Origin of the sequence: Actinoplanes sp. CA-252034 (assembly GCF_050956125.1) — a bacterium.
Classification (GTDB): Bacteria; Actinomycetota; Actinomycetes; order Mycobacteriales; family Micromonosporaceae; genus Actinoplanes.
In genome coordinates this window covers 701,153-716,309 of record NZ_CP191846.1, presented here as the reverse complement: position 1 = coordinate 716,309, position 15,157 = coordinate 701,153, and the positions used below count along the sequence as shown (strand labels likewise).

Below are 15,157 nucleotides of genomic sequence, written 5' to 3'. Positions count from 1 at the left end.
GATAGCTCGGGGCAGGGCGCTGGTGCGTGAAGGGACCATTCATGGCGAAGATCCTCAGCTTCTCAGACAGCGCCCGGCACCTCCTGGAGCACGGCGTCAACACCCTCGCCGACACGGTCAAGGTCACCCTCGGTCCGCGCGGTCGCAACGTCGTCCTGGACAAGAAGTTCGGCGCGCCGACGATCACCAACGACGGCGTCACCATCGCCAAGGAGATCGAGCTCTCCGACCCGTACGAGAACCTCGGCGCCCAGCTGGTCAAGGAGGTGGCGACCAAGACCAACGACGTCGCCGGCGACGGGACCACCACGGCGACCGTGCTCGCGCAGGCGCTGGTCCGCGAGGGCCTGCGCAACGTGACCGCCGGCGCCAACCCGATCGGCCTCAAGCGCGGCATGGACCGGGCGGCCGAGGCCGTCTCCAAGGCCCTGCTCGCCAAGGCCGTCGAGGTCGACGACCACAAGGCGATCGCCAACGTGGCCACCATCTCGGCGCAGGACGCGAACATCGGTGAGCTGATCGCCGACGCGATGGACCGGGTCGGCCGTGACGGTGTCATCACCGTCGAGGAGGGCTCGGCGCTGCTCACCGAGCTCGACGTGACCGAGGGTCTGCAGTTCGACAAGGGCTTCATCTCGCCGAACTTCGTGACCGACGCCGAGGCGCAGGAGGCGGTGCTCGAGGACGCCCACATCCTCATCACCACTCAGAAGATCTCCAGCATCGAGGAGCTGCTCCCGCTGCTGGAGAAGGTGCTGCAGACCAGCAAGCCGCTGCTGATCATCGCGGAGGACGTCGAGGGCCAGGCCCTGTCCACCCTGGTGGTCAACTCGCTGCGCAAGACCATCAAGGTCGTCGCGGTGAAGGCGCCCGGTTTCGGTGACCGCCGCAAGGCGATCCTGCAGGACCTCGCGATCGCGACCGGCGGCGAGCTGATCGCCCCCGAGCTCGGTTACAAGCTCGACCAGGTCGGCCTCGAGTCGCTGGGCAGCGCCCGGCGGATCGTCGTGGACAAGGAGAACACCACCATCGTCGACGGTGGCGGCAACTCCTCCGACGTCGCCGACCGGGTCTCGCAGATCCGCAAGGAGATCGAGGCGTCCGACTCCGACTGGGACCGCGAGAAGCTCTCGGAGCGGCTGGCCAAGCTCTCCGGCGGCATCGCGGTGATCAAGGTCGGTGCCGCGACCGAGGTCGAGATGAAGGAGCGCAAGCACCGCATCGAGGACGCCATCGCGGCGACCAAGGCGGCCGTCGAGGAGGGCACCGTCCCCGGCGGCGGCGCCGCCCTCGCCCAGGTCGCCAAGGAGCTCGAGGGCAACCTCGGCCTCACCGGCGAGGAGGCGCTCGGCGTCGGCATCGTCCGCAAGGCGCTCGTCGAGCCGCTGCGCTGGATCGCGCAGAACGCCGGCCACGACGGTTACGTCGTGGTGGGCAAGGTCAACGAGCTGGGCTGGGGCCACGGCCTCAACGCGGCCACCGACCAGTATGTCGACCTGGCCGCGGCCGGCATCATCGACCCGGTGAAGGTGACCCGTAACGCGGTCTCCAACGCCGTCTCGATCGCCGGGCTCCTGCTCACCACCGAGAGCCTCATCGTGGAGAAGCCGGCCGAGCCGGCTCCGGCCGCCGGCGGCGGACACGGGCACGGTCACGGTCACGGGCACGGCCACCAGCACGGTCCGGGCTTCTGACCGGCTAGCTCGACGGAGAAGGCGCGCCCTCGGGGCGCGCCTTCTTCATTTCGGCGCCCTGCCACGAGCTCCACAGCGCGGCGTACGCCCCACCCGCGGCCACCAGCTCGTCGTGTGATCCCAGCTCGACGATCCGGCCGCCGTCCATCACCGCCACCCGGTCGGCGTCGTGTGCCGCGAAGAGCCGGTGCGCGATCGCGACCACGGTCCGCCCGCTCACCACCGCCGCGAGTGACCGTTCGAGGTCCCGGGCGGCCCGGGGGTCGAGCATCGCGGTCGCCTCGTCGAGCACCAGCGTGTGCGGGTCGGCGATCACCAGCCGGGCCAGCGCCACCTGCTGAGCCTGCGCCGGGGTGAGTGGCAGGCCGCCCGCGCCGACCATCGTGTCCAGCCCGTCCGGCAACTCGTCGACCCAGGCGAGGGCCTGTACGGCGGTGAGCGCGGCCCGGATCTCCCCCTCCTGCGCGCCCGGCCGGACCATCGCCACGTTGTCCCGCAGGGTGCCGATGAAGACGTGGTGCTCCTGGGTCACGAGAGCGACCTCGGCGCGCAGCCGGTCGGGTGGCAGCGCCTCCAGCGGCACGCCGCCGACCGTGATGCTGCCCGAGGTGGGCCGGTGGACCCCGGCGAGGAGCCGGCCGAGGGTGGACTTCCCGGCCCCGGAGACCCCGACGACGGCGAGCCGTTCGCCGGGTTCGAGGACGAGGTCGACGCCGTGCAGCACCTCGCGTCCGGGCTCGTAGGCGAAGCGCACGTCGCGTACCTCGATCCGGGTGCCGGCCGGCTCCGCGGCGCCGGTGACCGGCGGCGGGGGCCCGGCGGTGACACCGAGGAGCCGGGCCAGCGCGGCCGCGCCGACCTCCAGCTCGTCGAGCCAGCCGACCAGGCGGTCCAGCGGATCGACGAGCTGCTGCACGTAGATCACCGCGGCCGTCAGCGCGCCGAGCGTCACCCGGCCCTGCATGAAGAGCCAGCCGCCGATGAGCAGGGTGAGCACCATCGGGACCACGTAGCTGATCTCGATGACCGGCCACCACACCGTCCGCAGGCGCAGCGTGTACCGCTCGGCTCGCCAGGATCGCCGCAGGTCGACGTCAGTACGCCGCACCCGCTGCCGCTGGCGGCCGAGCGCCTCGACCGTACGCGCGCTCTCCACCGTCTCGGTCAGCCCCTCGGTCACGTCCGAGTAGGCGGCGTTCTGTCGCAGGTATCCGCGGGGCGCGTGCCGCAGATACCACCGCGATCCGGCCGCCACGATCGGCACCCCGATCAGCAACGGCGCCGCGAAGATCGGGCTGACCAGCAGCAGCGCCCCGACCACGAGCGCAAGGGTGATCAACGCGATCAGCGTCTCCGGCACGGCGAACCGGACACACTTGGACAGCGCGTCGACATCCCGGGTGGTCCGGGTGAGCAGGTCGCCGGATCCGGCGGACTCCACCGTGGACAGCGGCAGGGCAAGCACCCGGTCGACGAACTCCTCACGAAGCCGGGTCAGCACCCGCTCCCCCAGCCGCGCCGAGGCCAGATGGGCGCATTTGATCAGCACGGTCTGCGCCAGGACGAACCCGCCGATGGCGAGGGCCAGGCGATCCAGATCGGACATCGGAACGCGATCGTGGACGCCTTGGACCAACTCGCCGAGCAGGCGGGGCCCGGCCAGACCGGCAAGCGCGGCGGCCACGTGCAGGCTGATCGTGGCACGGAACAGGCCGGGGTGGCGATGGATCAGGTCACGGGCGTACCGGCGGACCTGCGCGGCGTCCGCGACCGGCAGCCGCCGGCTCACGACCGGTCCTCGCCGGCTTCCTCACGCTTGTCGTCGGAGCCGGATCCGTTGCCGCGCCGGACCAGACGGGCGTAGGCGGGCGCCGTGCTCAACAGGCCGGCGTGCGGGCCGGTGGCCACCACCAGGCCGTCCTCGACGAAACACACATGATCGGCCTGGCTCAGCATGAGGGGGCTGTTCGTGCACACCACCGTGGTGCGGCCGGCTCGCGCCACCCGTAGGCGCTCGGCGATCCGGGCCTCGGTCCACGCGTCCACCGCGTTCGTGGGCTCCACCAGGACCAGCACCTCCGGGTCGGCGATCAAGGCCCGCGCCAGGCGCAGCCGCTGCTGCTGGCCACCGGAGAAGCCCCGGCCGCGATCGGTCACCACGGTGTCCGGGCCGTCCGGCAGCGCCTCGACCGTCTCGGTCGCCGCGGCGGCGTCCAAAGCCCTCTCCAAAGAGCCGGTGTCGTACGGGTCGAGGTCCGCCCGCAGCCGGCCGGAGAACAGGCGCGCCTCGTTGTCGGCGACCAGGATCCGGGCCCGCACCTCGGACAGGGCCGCGGCCATGAGGGGGACACCACCCATCGTGGCGCCGTCGGCGTACCGGCCCAGCCGATCGGCGATGCGGGCCGCGTCGACGGGAGCGGTGGCGGCTATCGCGGTGAGGCGGTTGGGCGTCACCCGTACGCCCGAGATGTGGTCCACCAGATCGCCTGCCGGGAGGCGCGCCGGATCCGGTGCGTCCGGGAGGTCGCCGCGCTCGCGCAGCATCGTCACCACCCGGCGGCCGGAGACGTGCCCGCGGGTCATCTTGTCGATCGCCTCGGTGAGCTGCCGCAGCGGCGCGACCAGGAAGGCGGCGTAGGCGTAGAACGCCACGAGCTGCCCCACGGTGATCCGCCCGTCCGCCGCGAATCGCGCGCCCAGCCAGGTGACCAGCACCAGGAACAGGCCCGGCAGCAGCACCTGCGCGGCCTCCAACAGCGACTCGATCCGCGCGGTGTGCACACCGGCCGCGGCGAGCGCCCGCGACTCGGCCCGGTAGTGGGCCGCCATGGTGGCCTCGCCGCCGACGCCGCGCAGCACGCGCAGCCCGCCGACCAGGTCGGCGGCCCGCCCGGTCAGGTGGCCCTGCTGATCGCGGTAGGCACGCTGGCGCCGGTGCAGCGGCGGGATCAGCACCCCGACCACCGACATCAGCAACGGCACGCCCAGCAGCACCACCAGCCCCAACGGCACCGAGGTGTGCAGCAACACGACGGTGACCGTGATCACGGCGAGCAGCGAGCCGATGCCACGTGAGGTGATGTCGACGGCGCTGCCGATGTGTGTGATGTCGGACGTGCCGATCGCCACCACCTCACCCGTGTCGAGCCGGCGCGGCAGCGTGGAGCCCAGCCGGTTCGCCTGCCGGACCACCACCTGCACGGTGCGGAAGGCGGCCGACAGCCAGTTGGTGACCGCGAACCGGTGCCGTGCGATGCCGGTGAACGCCTGCACCAGCCCCACAGCGAGCAGCAGGGCCGCCCAAGCCGACAGTGCTGTCGCGTCCCGGTCGACGGTCGCGTCCACGGCCCGGCCGACGACCGCGGGCACCAGCGCCTGGCATCCCATCCAGGCGATCGCCAGCAGCGCGGCGGCGGTCACCGTCAGGCGGGAACGCCGGATCAGCCAGAGCAGATATCGGGTGGCGGATCGGGAGTCGGGGACACCGGGATCGTTCACAGGCAGTCTTCGCATCAGGCCCCGACGGTAAAGCCGAGGTGCGCCGACTGCGACCGGTCAACGATCGACGGGGTTGAAATCCCAGACGTGCGGAGCGCGTGCCACCAGGTTCTCCGGCGGGGTACGCAGGTTCTCCGGGGAGTTGCGCCATTTGGTGATGACGACGATGCGTTGATCGGTGGACGAATAGACGTCACTCGACACATGTTGTGGCAGTACCTCCAGGGCAGGCACCGCCGTGTCGCAGACCCAGGCCAGCAGCTCGTCGAAGCCACTACGCGAGGCCCGCACCTCCCACATCCGCGCGATCATGAAGGCTTCCTACCCCGGCACACTGACCTCGGTCAAACCCATGGCCGAATCCACCGGGAGGTCCAGGCGGCTCGGCGCCACCCCCGCCGCGACCAGATGCGAGCCCAGCGCTGCGACCATGGCGCCGTTGTCGGTACACAGACCCGGGCGGGGTACGCGCACCGCGATCCCGTGTTTCGCGGCGCGTTCCTCGGCGAGCACCCGCAGGCGCGAGTTGGCCGCCACACCACCGCCGATGACCAGGGTCCGCACCCCGTTGGCCCGGCACGCGTCGATCGCCTTCGCGGTCAGCACGTCACAGACCGCCTCCTGGAAGCTCGCCGAGACATCGGCCACCGGAACCGGCTCACCGGCCCGCTCGCGGCTCTCCACCCAGCGGGCCACCGCCGTCTTCAGCCCCGAGAAGGAGAAGTCGAACCGGTGCGCCACCAGGTCCTTCGGCGCGGTCAGACCACGGGGGAAGGCGATCGAGGCACGGTCGCCGTCACGGGCCGACCGGTCGATGATCGGCCCGCCCGGAAAGCCGAGCCCGAGCAGCCGGGCCACCTTGTCGAACGCCTCACCGGCCGCGTCGTCGATCGTCGCCCCGAGCGGCGTCACACCCGCGGTCAGGTCGTCGACCAGCAGTAGCGACGAGTGGCCGCCGGAGACCAGCATCGCCACCGCCGGCTCGGGCAGCGGCCCGTGCTCCAACGTGTCGACCGCCACGTGCGCGGCCAGGTGGTTGACGCCGTAGATCGGCTTCTCCGCGGCGAGCGCATACCCCTTCGCCGCGGCCACCCCGACCAGCAGCGCGCCGGCCAGGCCGGGGCCACTGGTCACCGCGATCGCGTCGACGTCGGCCAGGGTCACCCCCGCTTCGTCCAGCGCCCGCTGCATGGTCGGGACCAGTGCTTCCAGGTGAGCACGGCTGGCCACCTCGGGCACCACCCCGCCGAACCGGGCATGCTGGTCCACACTGGAGGCCAGTGCATCGGCGAGCAGGGTGTGCCCGCGCACGATGCCGACACCGGTCTCGTCGCAGGAGGTCTCGATCCCGAGGACCAGGGGTTCGTCACGCATCGCGCATCATCACCAGGGCGTCCGTGTTGCTGGGTTGGTAGTAGCCACGCCGGATGCCGACGGGCTCGAAGTCGTAGCTCGTGTAGAGCCGCTGCGCCGGGGCGTTGTCGACGGCCACCTCGAGCAGCGTCTTGCGGGCGCCGCGACGGCCCGCCTCGGCGAGCAGCGCCTCCAGCAGGCGCCGGCCCAGACCGTGGCGCTGGGCGTCACGGCGCACCGCGATGTTCTGCACCCAGGACTCCTGCTCGTCCACCACGGACAGTCCGGCATAACCGACGACTGCCGTCCCGTCGAGCGCCGCCAGGTAGAACTGGCCGGTCGCCAACTCGTTCCAGAACATCGCGGCCGACCATTTCTCCGGGCCGAAGAGGTCCTCCTCGATCGGCAGCGCCTCTTCGATGTGCCACCAGCGGAACCGCTCGACCTGGAACGTCCGCGACCCGTCCTCGATGACGTCGCCCATCAGGTCAGCACCCGCTTCCGGGCGGACGGCTCGACCGCGTCCGGTCGCCGCAGGTAGAGCGGGGTCAGGATCTCGCTCGGCGCGGCCTCGCGGATGCGCTCAGCGGCGAGCGCGACCAGCGCGGCGCCCGGCGGATGGAGCAGGTGCTCCTCGACAGGCACGCCGAACACGTCCCCGTACTTCAGGGCGCCCTCGCCCGCGGCCCGATCGACCAGCCCGGCCACCGTGCCCTCCGCCCGGGCCGTCCCGTCCGCCGTCCGGTCCACCATCCCGTCCGCCGTCCCGGTCGTCCGGACCAGCAGGTCCGCCGGAAGCGCCCCGCCCACCGCGCCGTGCAGCAGACCGGCCACATCCGCCGGTTTCGCGACCTCGGGGCCGGTCACCCGCTCGCCGTCGACATACGTGGCGAAATACACCTCACGGCGCCGCGCGTCGGTCGCGACCAGCACCCGCCCCGGACCCGCCGCCCGGCCCAGCCCGTCCAGCGAGCACACGCCGTACGTCGGGATGCCCAGCGCCTGCCCCATGCTCGCCGCGGTCGCCAGGCCGACCCGCAGGCCGGTGAACGGCCCCGGGCCCAACCCGGCCACGATCGCGGCGAGGTCACGCGGCCGCAGCCCGGCATCGCCCAGCACCGCGGCGATCTCCGGGGCCAGGCGCTCCCCGTGGGCGCGTGGATCGACGGTGCGCCGCTCGGCGATCCCGGACAGCCCGTCCGGGGTCACCTCGACGAGCGCCGCCGTCGACGCGGGGGTTGCGGTGTCCAGAGCCAGTACCAGCACAGCGAAACCCTAGACGGTGGCCCGCGGGTCCCAGTCGATGACCGGCCGACCGCCGTCGGCCAGAGCCTTGTTGGCCGCGCTGAACGGGCGGCTGCCGAGGAACCCGACCCGGTTGAGCGGACTGGGGTGGCCGGCCTCCAGGACGGCGTGCGCCGGGTTGGTGACCAGCACCGCCTTCTTCTTGGCGTAGCTGCCCCAGAGCAGGAACACGATCCGCTCGTCACGCGCGTTGAGGGCCTTGATCGTGGCGTCGGTGAACGCCTCCCAGCCCTTGTTGGCATGCGACCCGGCCTTGCCCGCCCGGACCGTCAGAACCGCGTTGAGCAGCAGCACCCCCTGCCTGGCCCAGCCGGTCAGATCGCCACCCGGCGGCTTCGGCACATTCAGGTCCTCGTTGAGCTCCTTGAAGACGTTGCTCAGCGACGGCGGACGGCGAACCCCCTCGCGCACGCTGAAACTGAGGCCGTGCGCCTGGCCGGGACCGTGATACGGGTCCTGGCCGAGGATCAGCACCCGGGTCTGCGACGGCGAGCACAGCCGGTACGCCGCGAACAGGTCCTCCACCGGCGGGTAGACGGTCTCCGTGGCGTACTCCCCCGCCACCCACTCGCCCAGGGCGGTGGTCGCGGCGGCGTCGAGGTGGGGGGACAGCTCGGCGCGCCACTCGGCCGGCAGCTGCTCGATCAGGTTCACAAGGTCTCCAGTCGGTGTGCCCAGTCGCCGCCGTGCGGCAGCAACTCCACAGTGCGGGTGTCGTCGTCCAGCCGGTCCAGTCGGACCTGCAGATACTCGTCGTTGAGCTGCTCGACCAGACCCACACCCCACTCGACGACGGTGACCGCGTCGTCGGCGGAGGCGTCCAGGTCGAGGTCGTCGATCTCGGCACGCGGGTCCGGCCGGTCGCCCAGCCGATACGCGTCGGCGTGCACCAGCGGCACCGGGCCCCGGTGCACGCGGGCGATGACGAAGGTCGGCGAGGTGATCGGGCCGTGCACACCGAGGCCGGCGCCGATGCCCTGCGCCAGGGCCGTCTTGCCGGCGCCCAGCGGACCGGTGAGCAGCACCAGGTCACCGGGCCGCAGCACACCCGCCAGCCGCCGCCCGAACTCTCGGGTCTCCTCGACGGTCTTCAACTTCACGTCAGTCTCTCCAGGAAGGGGATCAGTGCGGCGTTGACCTGATCGGCTTTCTCCAGCATCACCACGTGACCGCTGTTCTCGATCGTCAACAGCTCGGCCTGGGGCAGGTTCTCGATGATCTGCTCGGAGTGGGTCACCGGGGTCAGATAGTCGCGGTCGCCCACCACCACCAGCACCGGAACACCACGCAGCGCGGACAGCGCCGGAGAACGATGGTGTGTGTAGAGGGTCTGGAGATACTTGGTCAACGTCTCCGCGGAGGTCTTCGAGTTCATGCTCTCCACGAAGGTGACCAGCGACGGGCTGGGCTTCGGCTCACCGAACCCGTACCGCCGGGTCAGCAGCCAGGCCAGATCGGAGGAGGCGACCCGGGCCCGGTCGATGGTGCCGCCGCCGAGCTGGGCCGCCTTGTCCCAGAGAGGGAAGAACGGCGCGCTCACCCGGGCCACCACGTTCGTGATGCCAAGCTTGGCCTTCTCGAAGAGGTCGGCCGAGGTGGAGATCAGCACCACGCCCGTCACCCGGTTGCCGAACCAGGCCGGGAACTGCTCGGCGAACGCCATGATCGTCATGCCGCCCATCGAGTGCCCGACCAGGATGATCCGGCCCTCCGGCACGGTCTCGGTCAGCACCGCCGCCAGCGACCGGCCCAATGCGGCCAGGTCATACGTGCCGGACTTGAGCTTGCTGGACCGGCCATGACCCGGCTGGTCGTAGAAGACCATCCGGTGGGCGCCCCGCTCGGCCAGCACCTTGCGCTGGAAGTAGAAGGTCCCCATGTCCAGCGCGAAGCCGTGCACGAAAACGATCGTCGGCTCACCGGGCGCGCCGGCCGGCTCGATGATCTCCACGTGCAGGTCGGTGCCGTCGGCGGCGGTGACGGTCAGCTCACGATCGAACGGCTGATCACCGAACGGCTCGTCGACGAACGGGTCGCCGGGCGCATTGACCGAGCGCCGGACCAGCACCCGCTCGACGGCGAAGGCGGTCGCCAGACCGGCCGCGGCGACACCCACCGCGGCCCCGAATATGCCGGCGCCCTTGACGACCCTCGAACGCTTCACTGAACCGCCTTTCACCGAGCCGCCTCCCCGACACAGCGACATGACACGCGGCCGCCTCTCACCGGGCCGCCTCCCCGACGTAGTGCCGCGGCACGCGGCTGCTGCCGAACCGGGTGACGATCTCGTAGTTGATCGTGCCGGTGGCGGCGGCCCAGTCGTCAGCGGTCGGCTCGCCGTCGTCCCCCGGACCGAACAGGGTCGCCACGTCGCCGGCCACCACCGGCTCGTCGCCCACGTCGAGGACCAGCTGATCCATGCAGACCCGCCCGGCGATCCGGGCCGTCGTGCCGCCCACCCGCACCGGGCCGGTGCTCGACGCGTGCCGGGGCACGCCGTCGCCGTAGCCCAGCGGCACCACGGCCAGCGTCGTCTCCCGCGGTGTCGTGTAGGTCAGCCCGTAGGACACACCCTGACCGGCCGGAACCCGCTTGGCCAGGGTCACCCGGGCACGGGCGGTCATGGCCGGTCGCAAACCATAGGTCTCCCCCGCGATCGGTGACAGACCGTAGGCCGCGATCCCGGCCCGGACCAGGTCGAAATGCGTGTCGGGCCGGGTCAGCGTGGCCGCCGAGTTGGCGAGGTGGCGATAGCGCGGGGTGATGCCGTAGGACGCGGCCAGCGCCAGGCCCTCGTGGAAGGCGGCCAGCTGACGGTCGATCGACTCGTGACCCGGCTCGTCGGCGCACGCGAGGTGGCTCCAGACCCCGACCGCCTCGATGTCGCCGCCTGCCTGCGCCTTCGCTGCCGCCTCCAGCAGGGCCGGCCAGTCGGCGACGCCCGCGCCGCCGCGGGCCAGCCCGGTGTCGAGCTTGAGATGCACGCGGGCCGGGCGCCCGGCCCGGCGGGCGGCGGTCACCAGCTCGTCGAGCAGGCCGGTCGTCGCGGCGCTCAGATCGATACCGGACTCGACGCCCTCGTGCAGCGGCAGGCCGGGGCTGAGCAACCAGGCAAGGACCGGCGCCGCAACGCCCGCCCGGCGCAGCGTGAGCGCCTCGTCGAGGGTGGCGACGCCGAGCCAGGTGGCGCCGCCGGACAGTGCGGCGCGGCCCGCCGGCACCAGGCCGTGGCCGTAGCCGTCGGCTTTGACCGCCACCAGCACCTCGGCGGAGGTGCGGGCGCGCAGCAACGCGACGTTGTCCCGGATGGCGTCCAGATCGACGCGGACTTCGGCCTGCCACATGCCTCCACCCTACTGAGGCGTATGACATTTTCCGCCGGACAGGGCCCTTCGCTCAGGCGAGCAGGTCCGCCAGCACCGGGCGCAGGGCGGATGCCACGTCCGACGCCGTGACCGGCCCGGACTCGGCGGCTCGGCGCCCGGCCAGCCCGTGCACGTAGGCGGCGGCGACGGCGGCGCGCACCGGCGCCACTCCGGCGGCCAGCAGCGATCCCAGCAACCCGGCCAGCACGTCCCCGGTCCCGGCGGTGGCCAGCGCGGCGCTGCCGGTGGGATTGGCCCAGATCTCCCCCGACGGGGTGGCGACGATGGTCCGGTCCCCCTTCAGCAGCACCACAGCGTTGGTCCACGCGGCGAGCCGGGCGGCCGCAGCGGCCCGGTCCGCGCCCGGCGCCTCCCCGGCCAGCCGCTTGAACTCGCCGTCGTGCGGGGTGAGCACCAGCGGGGCGTCCCGGCGCAGGTCCTCGGCGTGCTCGCCGCCGACCAGCAGATTGATCGCGTCCGCGTCGAGCAGCACCGGCAGCGCGGTCGCCAGCACGCTGCGCAGCTCGGTGCGGGCCTCCTCGCCGGAGCCGAGACCGGAGCCGCAGACCCAGGCCTGCACCCGGCCGGAGTCGGCCACCCGGTCGGCGACCACCACCGACGGATGGGCGCGGACCACCTCACGGTGCGCGCTGCCCGCATACCGCACCATGCCGGACGGGCCGGCCAGCGCGCCCGCGGTGGAGAGCAGGGCCGCGCCCGGATAGAACGCCGACCCGGTCGCCAGGCCGACCACGCCGCGGGTGTACTTGTCCGACGTGACGCCCGGCCGGGGCCACCACTCGGCGATGTCGGCCGCGTCAGCCACCCGAACCGCGGGCGAGCCGGTCAGGGCCGGGCCGAGACCGATGTCGACCAGATCGACCTGACCGCAGCGCACCGCCGCGGGGCCGAGCACGTGGGCCGCCTTGAGGCATCCGAAGGTGACCGTCACGTCGGCGGTCACCGCCTCACCCGGCACGTCACCGGTGTCCACGGTCACACCGCTCGGGACGTCGACGGCCACGATGACGGCCCGCTCACCGTCGCGGCGGCGCAGGGCCGGAAGCTCGCGGACGATCACCGCCGCCTCCGCCCGCAGCCCGCCGCTCGCCCCGATCCCGACGATGCCGTCCAGCACCAGGTCGGCCCGGCCCGGCAGGTCACGGGTGGTGAAGCCGCCGGCCTGACGCAGCGCGGCCAGACCGGCCAGATGCACCCGCCCCGGGGTCATCAGCAGGGCCCGGACCTGGGCGCCACGACGGGCCAGCGCGGCGCCGGCGTAGAGCGTGTCACCGCCGTTGTCGCCGCTGCCGACCAGCAGCAGGACGCGAGCACCGTACACCCCTCCGGTCTCCTCCAGCAGCAGGGCGCAGCGCCGGGCCAGCCCGGCGGCGGCCCGCTGCATCAGGGCTCCCTCGGGCAAGGTCGCCATCAGGCTCTTCTCGGCCGCCCGCACATCGCCGACCCGCCACGCCTGCCGCATGATTCCTCCCGTTGTCCGTCGCCTGCCGGGTGGCGAACGATCTGGACGATCATTTGCTGCCCGCCTCGGCGACCACCATCGCCGAGGCGATCCCGCCGTCGTGCGACAGGGACAGATGCCATCGACCGATGCCACGCTCGGTCGCCGCGGCGGCGACCGTACCCGAGACGGTCAACCACGGGCGGCCGTCGGGGTCGGTGACGATCTCGCAGTCGTGCCATCGCATGCCGACCGGCGCGCCGAGTGCCTTGGCGACGGCCTCCTTGGCGGCGAACCGTGCGGCGAGCGACTCTGCCGACCGTGGATTTCCCGACCTGGTCAGCCGCTCGGCCTCGGTGAAGAGACGGCCCGCGAGCAGCGGGGTCCGGTCCAGTGCGCGGGCGAAGCGTTCCACCAGGACGACGTCGATGCCGACAGACACGATCACAACGTCACCCTATCGGCGCACCCGGTCACTTTCCCCTGGCCGCCCGCCTATCAGGACGGCGTCGGCGGGCGCAAGAGCTGTGGACGGTCATCCACAGGCGATCCCGGGCGCCCCGGGCAGGCCTCTAACGTCGGCGCATCCCCTCGCCCCCATGGAGGTTTCCCCGATGAGTACCGACTTCCAGGTCGACACCGAGGGCCTGCGCCAGGACGCGACGGCCGTCACCGCCTTCGCCGACCGGATCACCGGCGCCACCGCCTCCGCCCCGGCCGCCGACCCGTCGCCGCACTGGGCGGCCACCGCCGCGACCACGCTGGTGACCGACGCCACCCGGCGGATGGTGACCGCGCTGGCCCACGACACCGCCGAGACCGCGTCCCACATCCGCGAGGCCGCCACGGCCTACGAGCAGGCCGATGCCCGGGCCGCGACCAGGCTGACCAGCACCGGCACCACCGTTCTCCCAGCCGCGCCCCATTCGGCTCGGGGCCACACCGGCTCCCGTTCCACGACGAGGACGGCTCGATGAACGCCGTCGACGCTTCCGCGGTCACCTATGCGAAGCTCCGGGCGACCGATCCGGACCGCTGGCTGTCCACCGCGCTGGCCTGGCGCCGTTGGGCGGCGCTCGCAGGCGCCCTCTGCACCGAGTTCGGCTCTCTGCTGAGCCGGCTGCGCGGCTCATGGTCGGGCGCGGCGGCCGAGGCCGCCCTGGCCAGGCTCGGCGCGCTTCGCCGCCAAGCGGCGTTCTTCCGGGTGGTCTGCTGGCGTGCGGATCAGGCGCTCAGCGAGTTCGCCGCGGCCCTCGGCCGGGCACGCGCGCTCCTCGACAGGGCATGCGCGGCGGCGCGACGTTCCGGTTTGATCATCGACGATCACGGTACGGTCCACGGCCACCCCGGCACGGATGAGGCGGTCAGGTCGGTGGCCGGTGATCTGACCACCGCCCTGGCCCTCGCCGCCGAGGCCGACAGCACCGCCACGACCAGGCTGAGCGTCCTGGCCGCGATCCCGCCCGCCCCGCCGGCCCCCGCGTCGTTCCCGCCGTGCACCGCCGGCCCCGGCGAGGTCCGGCGCTGGTGGGAGCAGTGGTCCCCGGCCGAGCGCACATGGCTGCTGGTCACCCATCCGGCCGCGTTCGCCGGCGCGGACGGCATCCCGATCGCCGACCGTGACGTCGCCAACCGGCTCCTGCTCGACGACGCACGCCTCGAGCTGGACCGGATGCGGGCGGCGGGCGTGGATCGCGGCCGGCTCGGTGACCTGCGCGAGGGGCTGGACAGGCTGACCGCGCGTCTGGAGGAGGAGGGCGGGCCCCGGGCGTACCTCATCGGGCTCGGTCTGGACGGCGAGGGCCGTGCCGTGGTCGCTCTCGGCGACCCGGACCACTCCGCCCACGTCCTCACCCACGTGCCGGGCATGACCTCGGACCTGAAGTCGCTGGGCGGTGAGCTGACCCGCGCGGAGCGGGTGGCCGTGCGGGCCGGCGAGCTGGGCCCGGCCCAGTCGGCGAGCGCGGTCCTGTGGCTCGACTACGACGCCCCGGATTTCGTGCACGAGGCCGCCTCGGACCGTCAGGCGCGGGACGGCGCCCCCGAGCTGACCCGTTTCCAGGAGGCGTTGCGGGCCACCCACGAGGGCGGGCCGGCGCATCAGACGGTCCTGGGGCACAGCTACGGCTCGCTGGTGGTGGGCCGGGCGGCGGCCGCCGGTGGGCTGCCGGCCGACACGGTCGTCTTCGTCGGTTCGCCCGGCGTCGGTGTCGACTCCGCGGCCGAGCTGCGTCTCCCCACCGACCGGGTGTGGTCGACGACGTCGCTGACCGACCCGATCCAGTACGCCGCGGTGGCGCCGAAGGACCTGTTGCCGGACGGCGAGCGCCATCTGTGGTTCGGCCGGAACCCGAGTGACCCCGGCTTCGGCGCCCGCGTCTTCCCCAGCCAGTTCGACGCGGGCCACCTCGGCTACTGGGATCGTGGCGGGCCGGCCCTCGACGCCCTCGCCCGCATCACCCTGGGCGGGGCGCCGTGAG

General features: G+C 72.7%; 15 protein-coding genes. 3 read left to right on the top strand and 12 right to left on the bottom strand.

Going from position 1 to position 15,157, the window contains the following annotated elements:
- The first annotated feature begins 41 nt into the window (after positions 1 to 41).
- Entirely contained in the window at positions 42 to 1,694 is a 1,653-nt protein-coding gene (gene groL, locus ACQPZW_RS03410; RefSeq protein WP_433793372.1) for a chaperonin GroEL, read from the top strand.
- A 4-nt stretch (positions 1,695 to 1,698) separates the two neighbouring features.
- Here the strand turns inward: groL and ACQPZW_RS03405 are convergent, their stop codons facing one another.
- From ACQPZW_RS03405 to ACQPZW_RS03350, 12 genes are read right to left on the bottom strand one after another with little or no spacing between them, the layout of a single operon-like run.
- On the bottom strand, positions 1,699 to 3,483 hold the full coding sequence (locus tag ACQPZW_RS03405; protein WP_433793371.1) for an ABC transporter ATP-binding protein: 1,785 nt from the start codon (positions 3,481 to 3,483) through the stop codon (positions 1,699 to 1,701).
- Complete coding sequence (locus ACQPZW_RS03400) at positions 3,480 to 5,207, bottom strand: ABC transporter transmembrane domain-containing protein (RefSeq protein WP_433793370.1); 1,728 nt, start codon at positions 5,205 to 5,207, stop codon at positions 3,480 to 3,482. The genes ACQPZW_RS03405 and ACQPZW_RS03400 overlap by 4 nt, the downstream gene beginning before the upstream one ends.
- 42 nt (positions 5,208 to 5,249) lie before the next feature.
- Positions 5,250 to 5,504 (bottom strand): hypothetical protein, encoded by a 255-nt coding sequence (locus tag ACQPZW_RS03395; protein ID WP_093618706.1) that lies wholly within the window; start codon positions 5,502 to 5,504, stop codon positions 5,250 to 5,252.
- A gap of 9 nt (positions 5,505 to 5,513) precedes the next feature.
- Positions 5,514 to 6,566, bottom strand: a complete 1,053-nt coding sequence (gene tsaD / locus ACQPZW_RS03390; protein ID WP_433793369.1) for a tRNA (adenosine(37)-N6)-threonylcarbamoyltransferase complex transferase subunit TsaD — start codon at positions 6,564 to 6,566, stop codon at positions 5,514 to 5,516.
- Positions 6,559 to 7,029, bottom strand: a complete 471-nt coding sequence (rimI, locus tag ACQPZW_RS03385) for a ribosomal protein S18-alanine N-acetyltransferase (RefSeq protein WP_433793368.1) — start codon at positions 7,027 to 7,029, stop codon at positions 6,559 to 6,561. Before rimI ends, tsaD begins: the two co-directional genes overlap by 8 nt.
- A complete protein-coding gene (gene tsaB / locus ACQPZW_RS03380) occupies positions 7,029 to 7,811 on the bottom strand; it encodes a tRNA (adenosine(37)-N6)-threonylcarbamoyltransferase complex dimerization subunit type 1 TsaB (RefSeq protein ID WP_433793367.1) in 783 nt (260 codons plus the stop codon). Before tsaB ends, rimI begins: the two co-directional genes overlap by 1 nt.
- Before the next feature lie 9 nt (positions 7,812 to 7,820).
- Positions 7,821 to 8,504: a uracil-DNA glycosylase gene (gene ung / locus ACQPZW_RS03375; RefSeq protein ID WP_433793366.1), complete on the bottom strand. Its 684-nt coding sequence runs from the start codon at positions 8,502 to 8,504 to the stop codon at positions 7,821 to 7,823.
- Positions 8,501 to 8,950 (bottom strand): tRNA (adenosine(37)-N6)-threonylcarbamoyltransferase complex ATPase subunit type 1 TsaE, encoded by a 450-nt coding sequence (gene tsaE / locus ACQPZW_RS03370; protein WP_433793365.1) that lies wholly within the window; start codon positions 8,948 to 8,950, stop codon positions 8,501 to 8,503. Before tsaE ends, ung begins: the two co-directional genes overlap by 4 nt.
- Positions 8,947 to 10,014 (bottom strand): alpha/beta fold hydrolase, encoded by a 1,068-nt coding sequence (locus ACQPZW_RS03365; protein WP_433793364.1) that lies wholly within the window; start codon positions 10,012 to 10,014, stop codon positions 8,947 to 8,949. The genes tsaE and ACQPZW_RS03365 overlap by 4 nt, the downstream gene beginning before the upstream one ends.
- Positions 10,015 to 10,072: 58 nt before the next feature.
- Positions 10,073 to 11,194 carry an alanine racemase gene (gene alr / locus ACQPZW_RS03360; RefSeq protein WP_433793363.1) on the bottom strand — a complete coding sequence of 374 codons (1,122 nt, stop codon included), beginning with the start codon at positions 11,192 to 11,194 and terminating at the stop codon, positions 10,073 to 10,075.
- A 52-nt stretch (positions 11,195 to 11,246) separates the two neighbouring features.
- Complete coding sequence (locus ACQPZW_RS03355) at positions 11,247 to 12,698, bottom strand: NAD(P)H-hydrate dehydratase (protein ID WP_433793362.1); 1,452 nt, start codon at positions 12,696 to 12,698, stop codon at positions 11,247 to 11,249.
- A 49-nt stretch (positions 12,699 to 12,747) separates the two neighbouring features.
- Positions 12,748 to 13,125, bottom strand: a complete 378-nt coding sequence (locus ACQPZW_RS03350; RefSeq protein WP_433793361.1) for a holo-ACP synthase — start codon at positions 13,123 to 13,125, stop codon at positions 12,748 to 12,750.
- Between the two features lie 166 nt (positions 13,126 to 13,291).
- On the opposite strand from ACQPZW_RS03350, the gene ACQPZW_RS03345 reads away from it, so the two are divergent.
- Positions 13,292 to 13,654: a hypothetical protein gene (locus ACQPZW_RS03345; RefSeq protein WP_433793360.1), complete on the top strand. Its 363-nt coding sequence runs from the start codon at positions 13,292 to 13,294 to the stop codon at positions 13,652 to 13,654.
- The gene (locus tag ACQPZW_RS03340; protein ID WP_433793359.1) at positions 13,651 to 15,156 is read left to right on the top strand and encodes an alpha/beta hydrolase; all 1,506 of its coding nucleotides are present in this window, start codon (positions 13,651 to 13,653) and stop codon (positions 15,154 to 15,156) included. The genes ACQPZW_RS03345 and ACQPZW_RS03340 overlap by 4 nt, the downstream gene beginning before the upstream one ends.
- Position 15,157: the final 1 nt, after the last annotated feature.

Excerpts from the sequence above, each read along its gene's own strand:
- ACQPZW_RS03395 (WP_093618706.1), bottom strand. The coding sequence starts at position 5,504 with ATGATCGCGCGGATGTGGGAGGTGCGGGCCTCGCGTAGTGGCTTCGAC.
- ACQPZW_RS03355 (WP_433793362.1), bottom strand. The coding sequence starts at position 12,698 with ATGCGGCAGGCGTGGCGGGTCGGCGATGTGCGGGCGGCCGAGAAGAGC.
- rimI (WP_433793368.1), bottom strand. The coding sequence starts at position 7,029 with ATGGGCGACGTCATCGAGGACGGGTCGCGGACGTTCCAGGTCGAGCGG.
- groL (WP_433793372.1), top strand. The coding sequence starts at position 42 with ATGGCGAAGATCCTCAGCTTCTCAGACAGCGCCCGGCACCTCCTGGAG.
- tsaD (WP_433793369.1), bottom strand. The coding sequence starts at position 6,566 with ATGCGTGACGAACCCCTGGTCCTCGGGATCGAGACCTCCTGCGACGAG.
- ACQPZW_RS03345 (WP_433793360.1), top strand. The coding sequence starts at position 13,292 with ATGAGTACCGACTTCCAGGTCGACACCGAGGGCCTGCGCCAGGACGCG.
- ACQPZW_RS03400 (WP_433793370.1), bottom strand. The coding sequence starts at position 5,207 with ATGCGAAGACTGCCTGTGAACGATCCCGGTGTCCCCGACTCCCGATCC.
- ACQPZW_RS03340 (WP_433793359.1), top strand. The coding sequence starts at position 13,651 with ATGAACGCCGTCGACGCTTCCGCGGTCACCTATGCGAAGCTCCGGGCG.
- alr (WP_433793363.1), bottom strand. The coding sequence starts at position 11,194 with ATGTGGCAGGCCGAAGTCCGCGTCGATCTGGACGCCATCCGGGACAAC.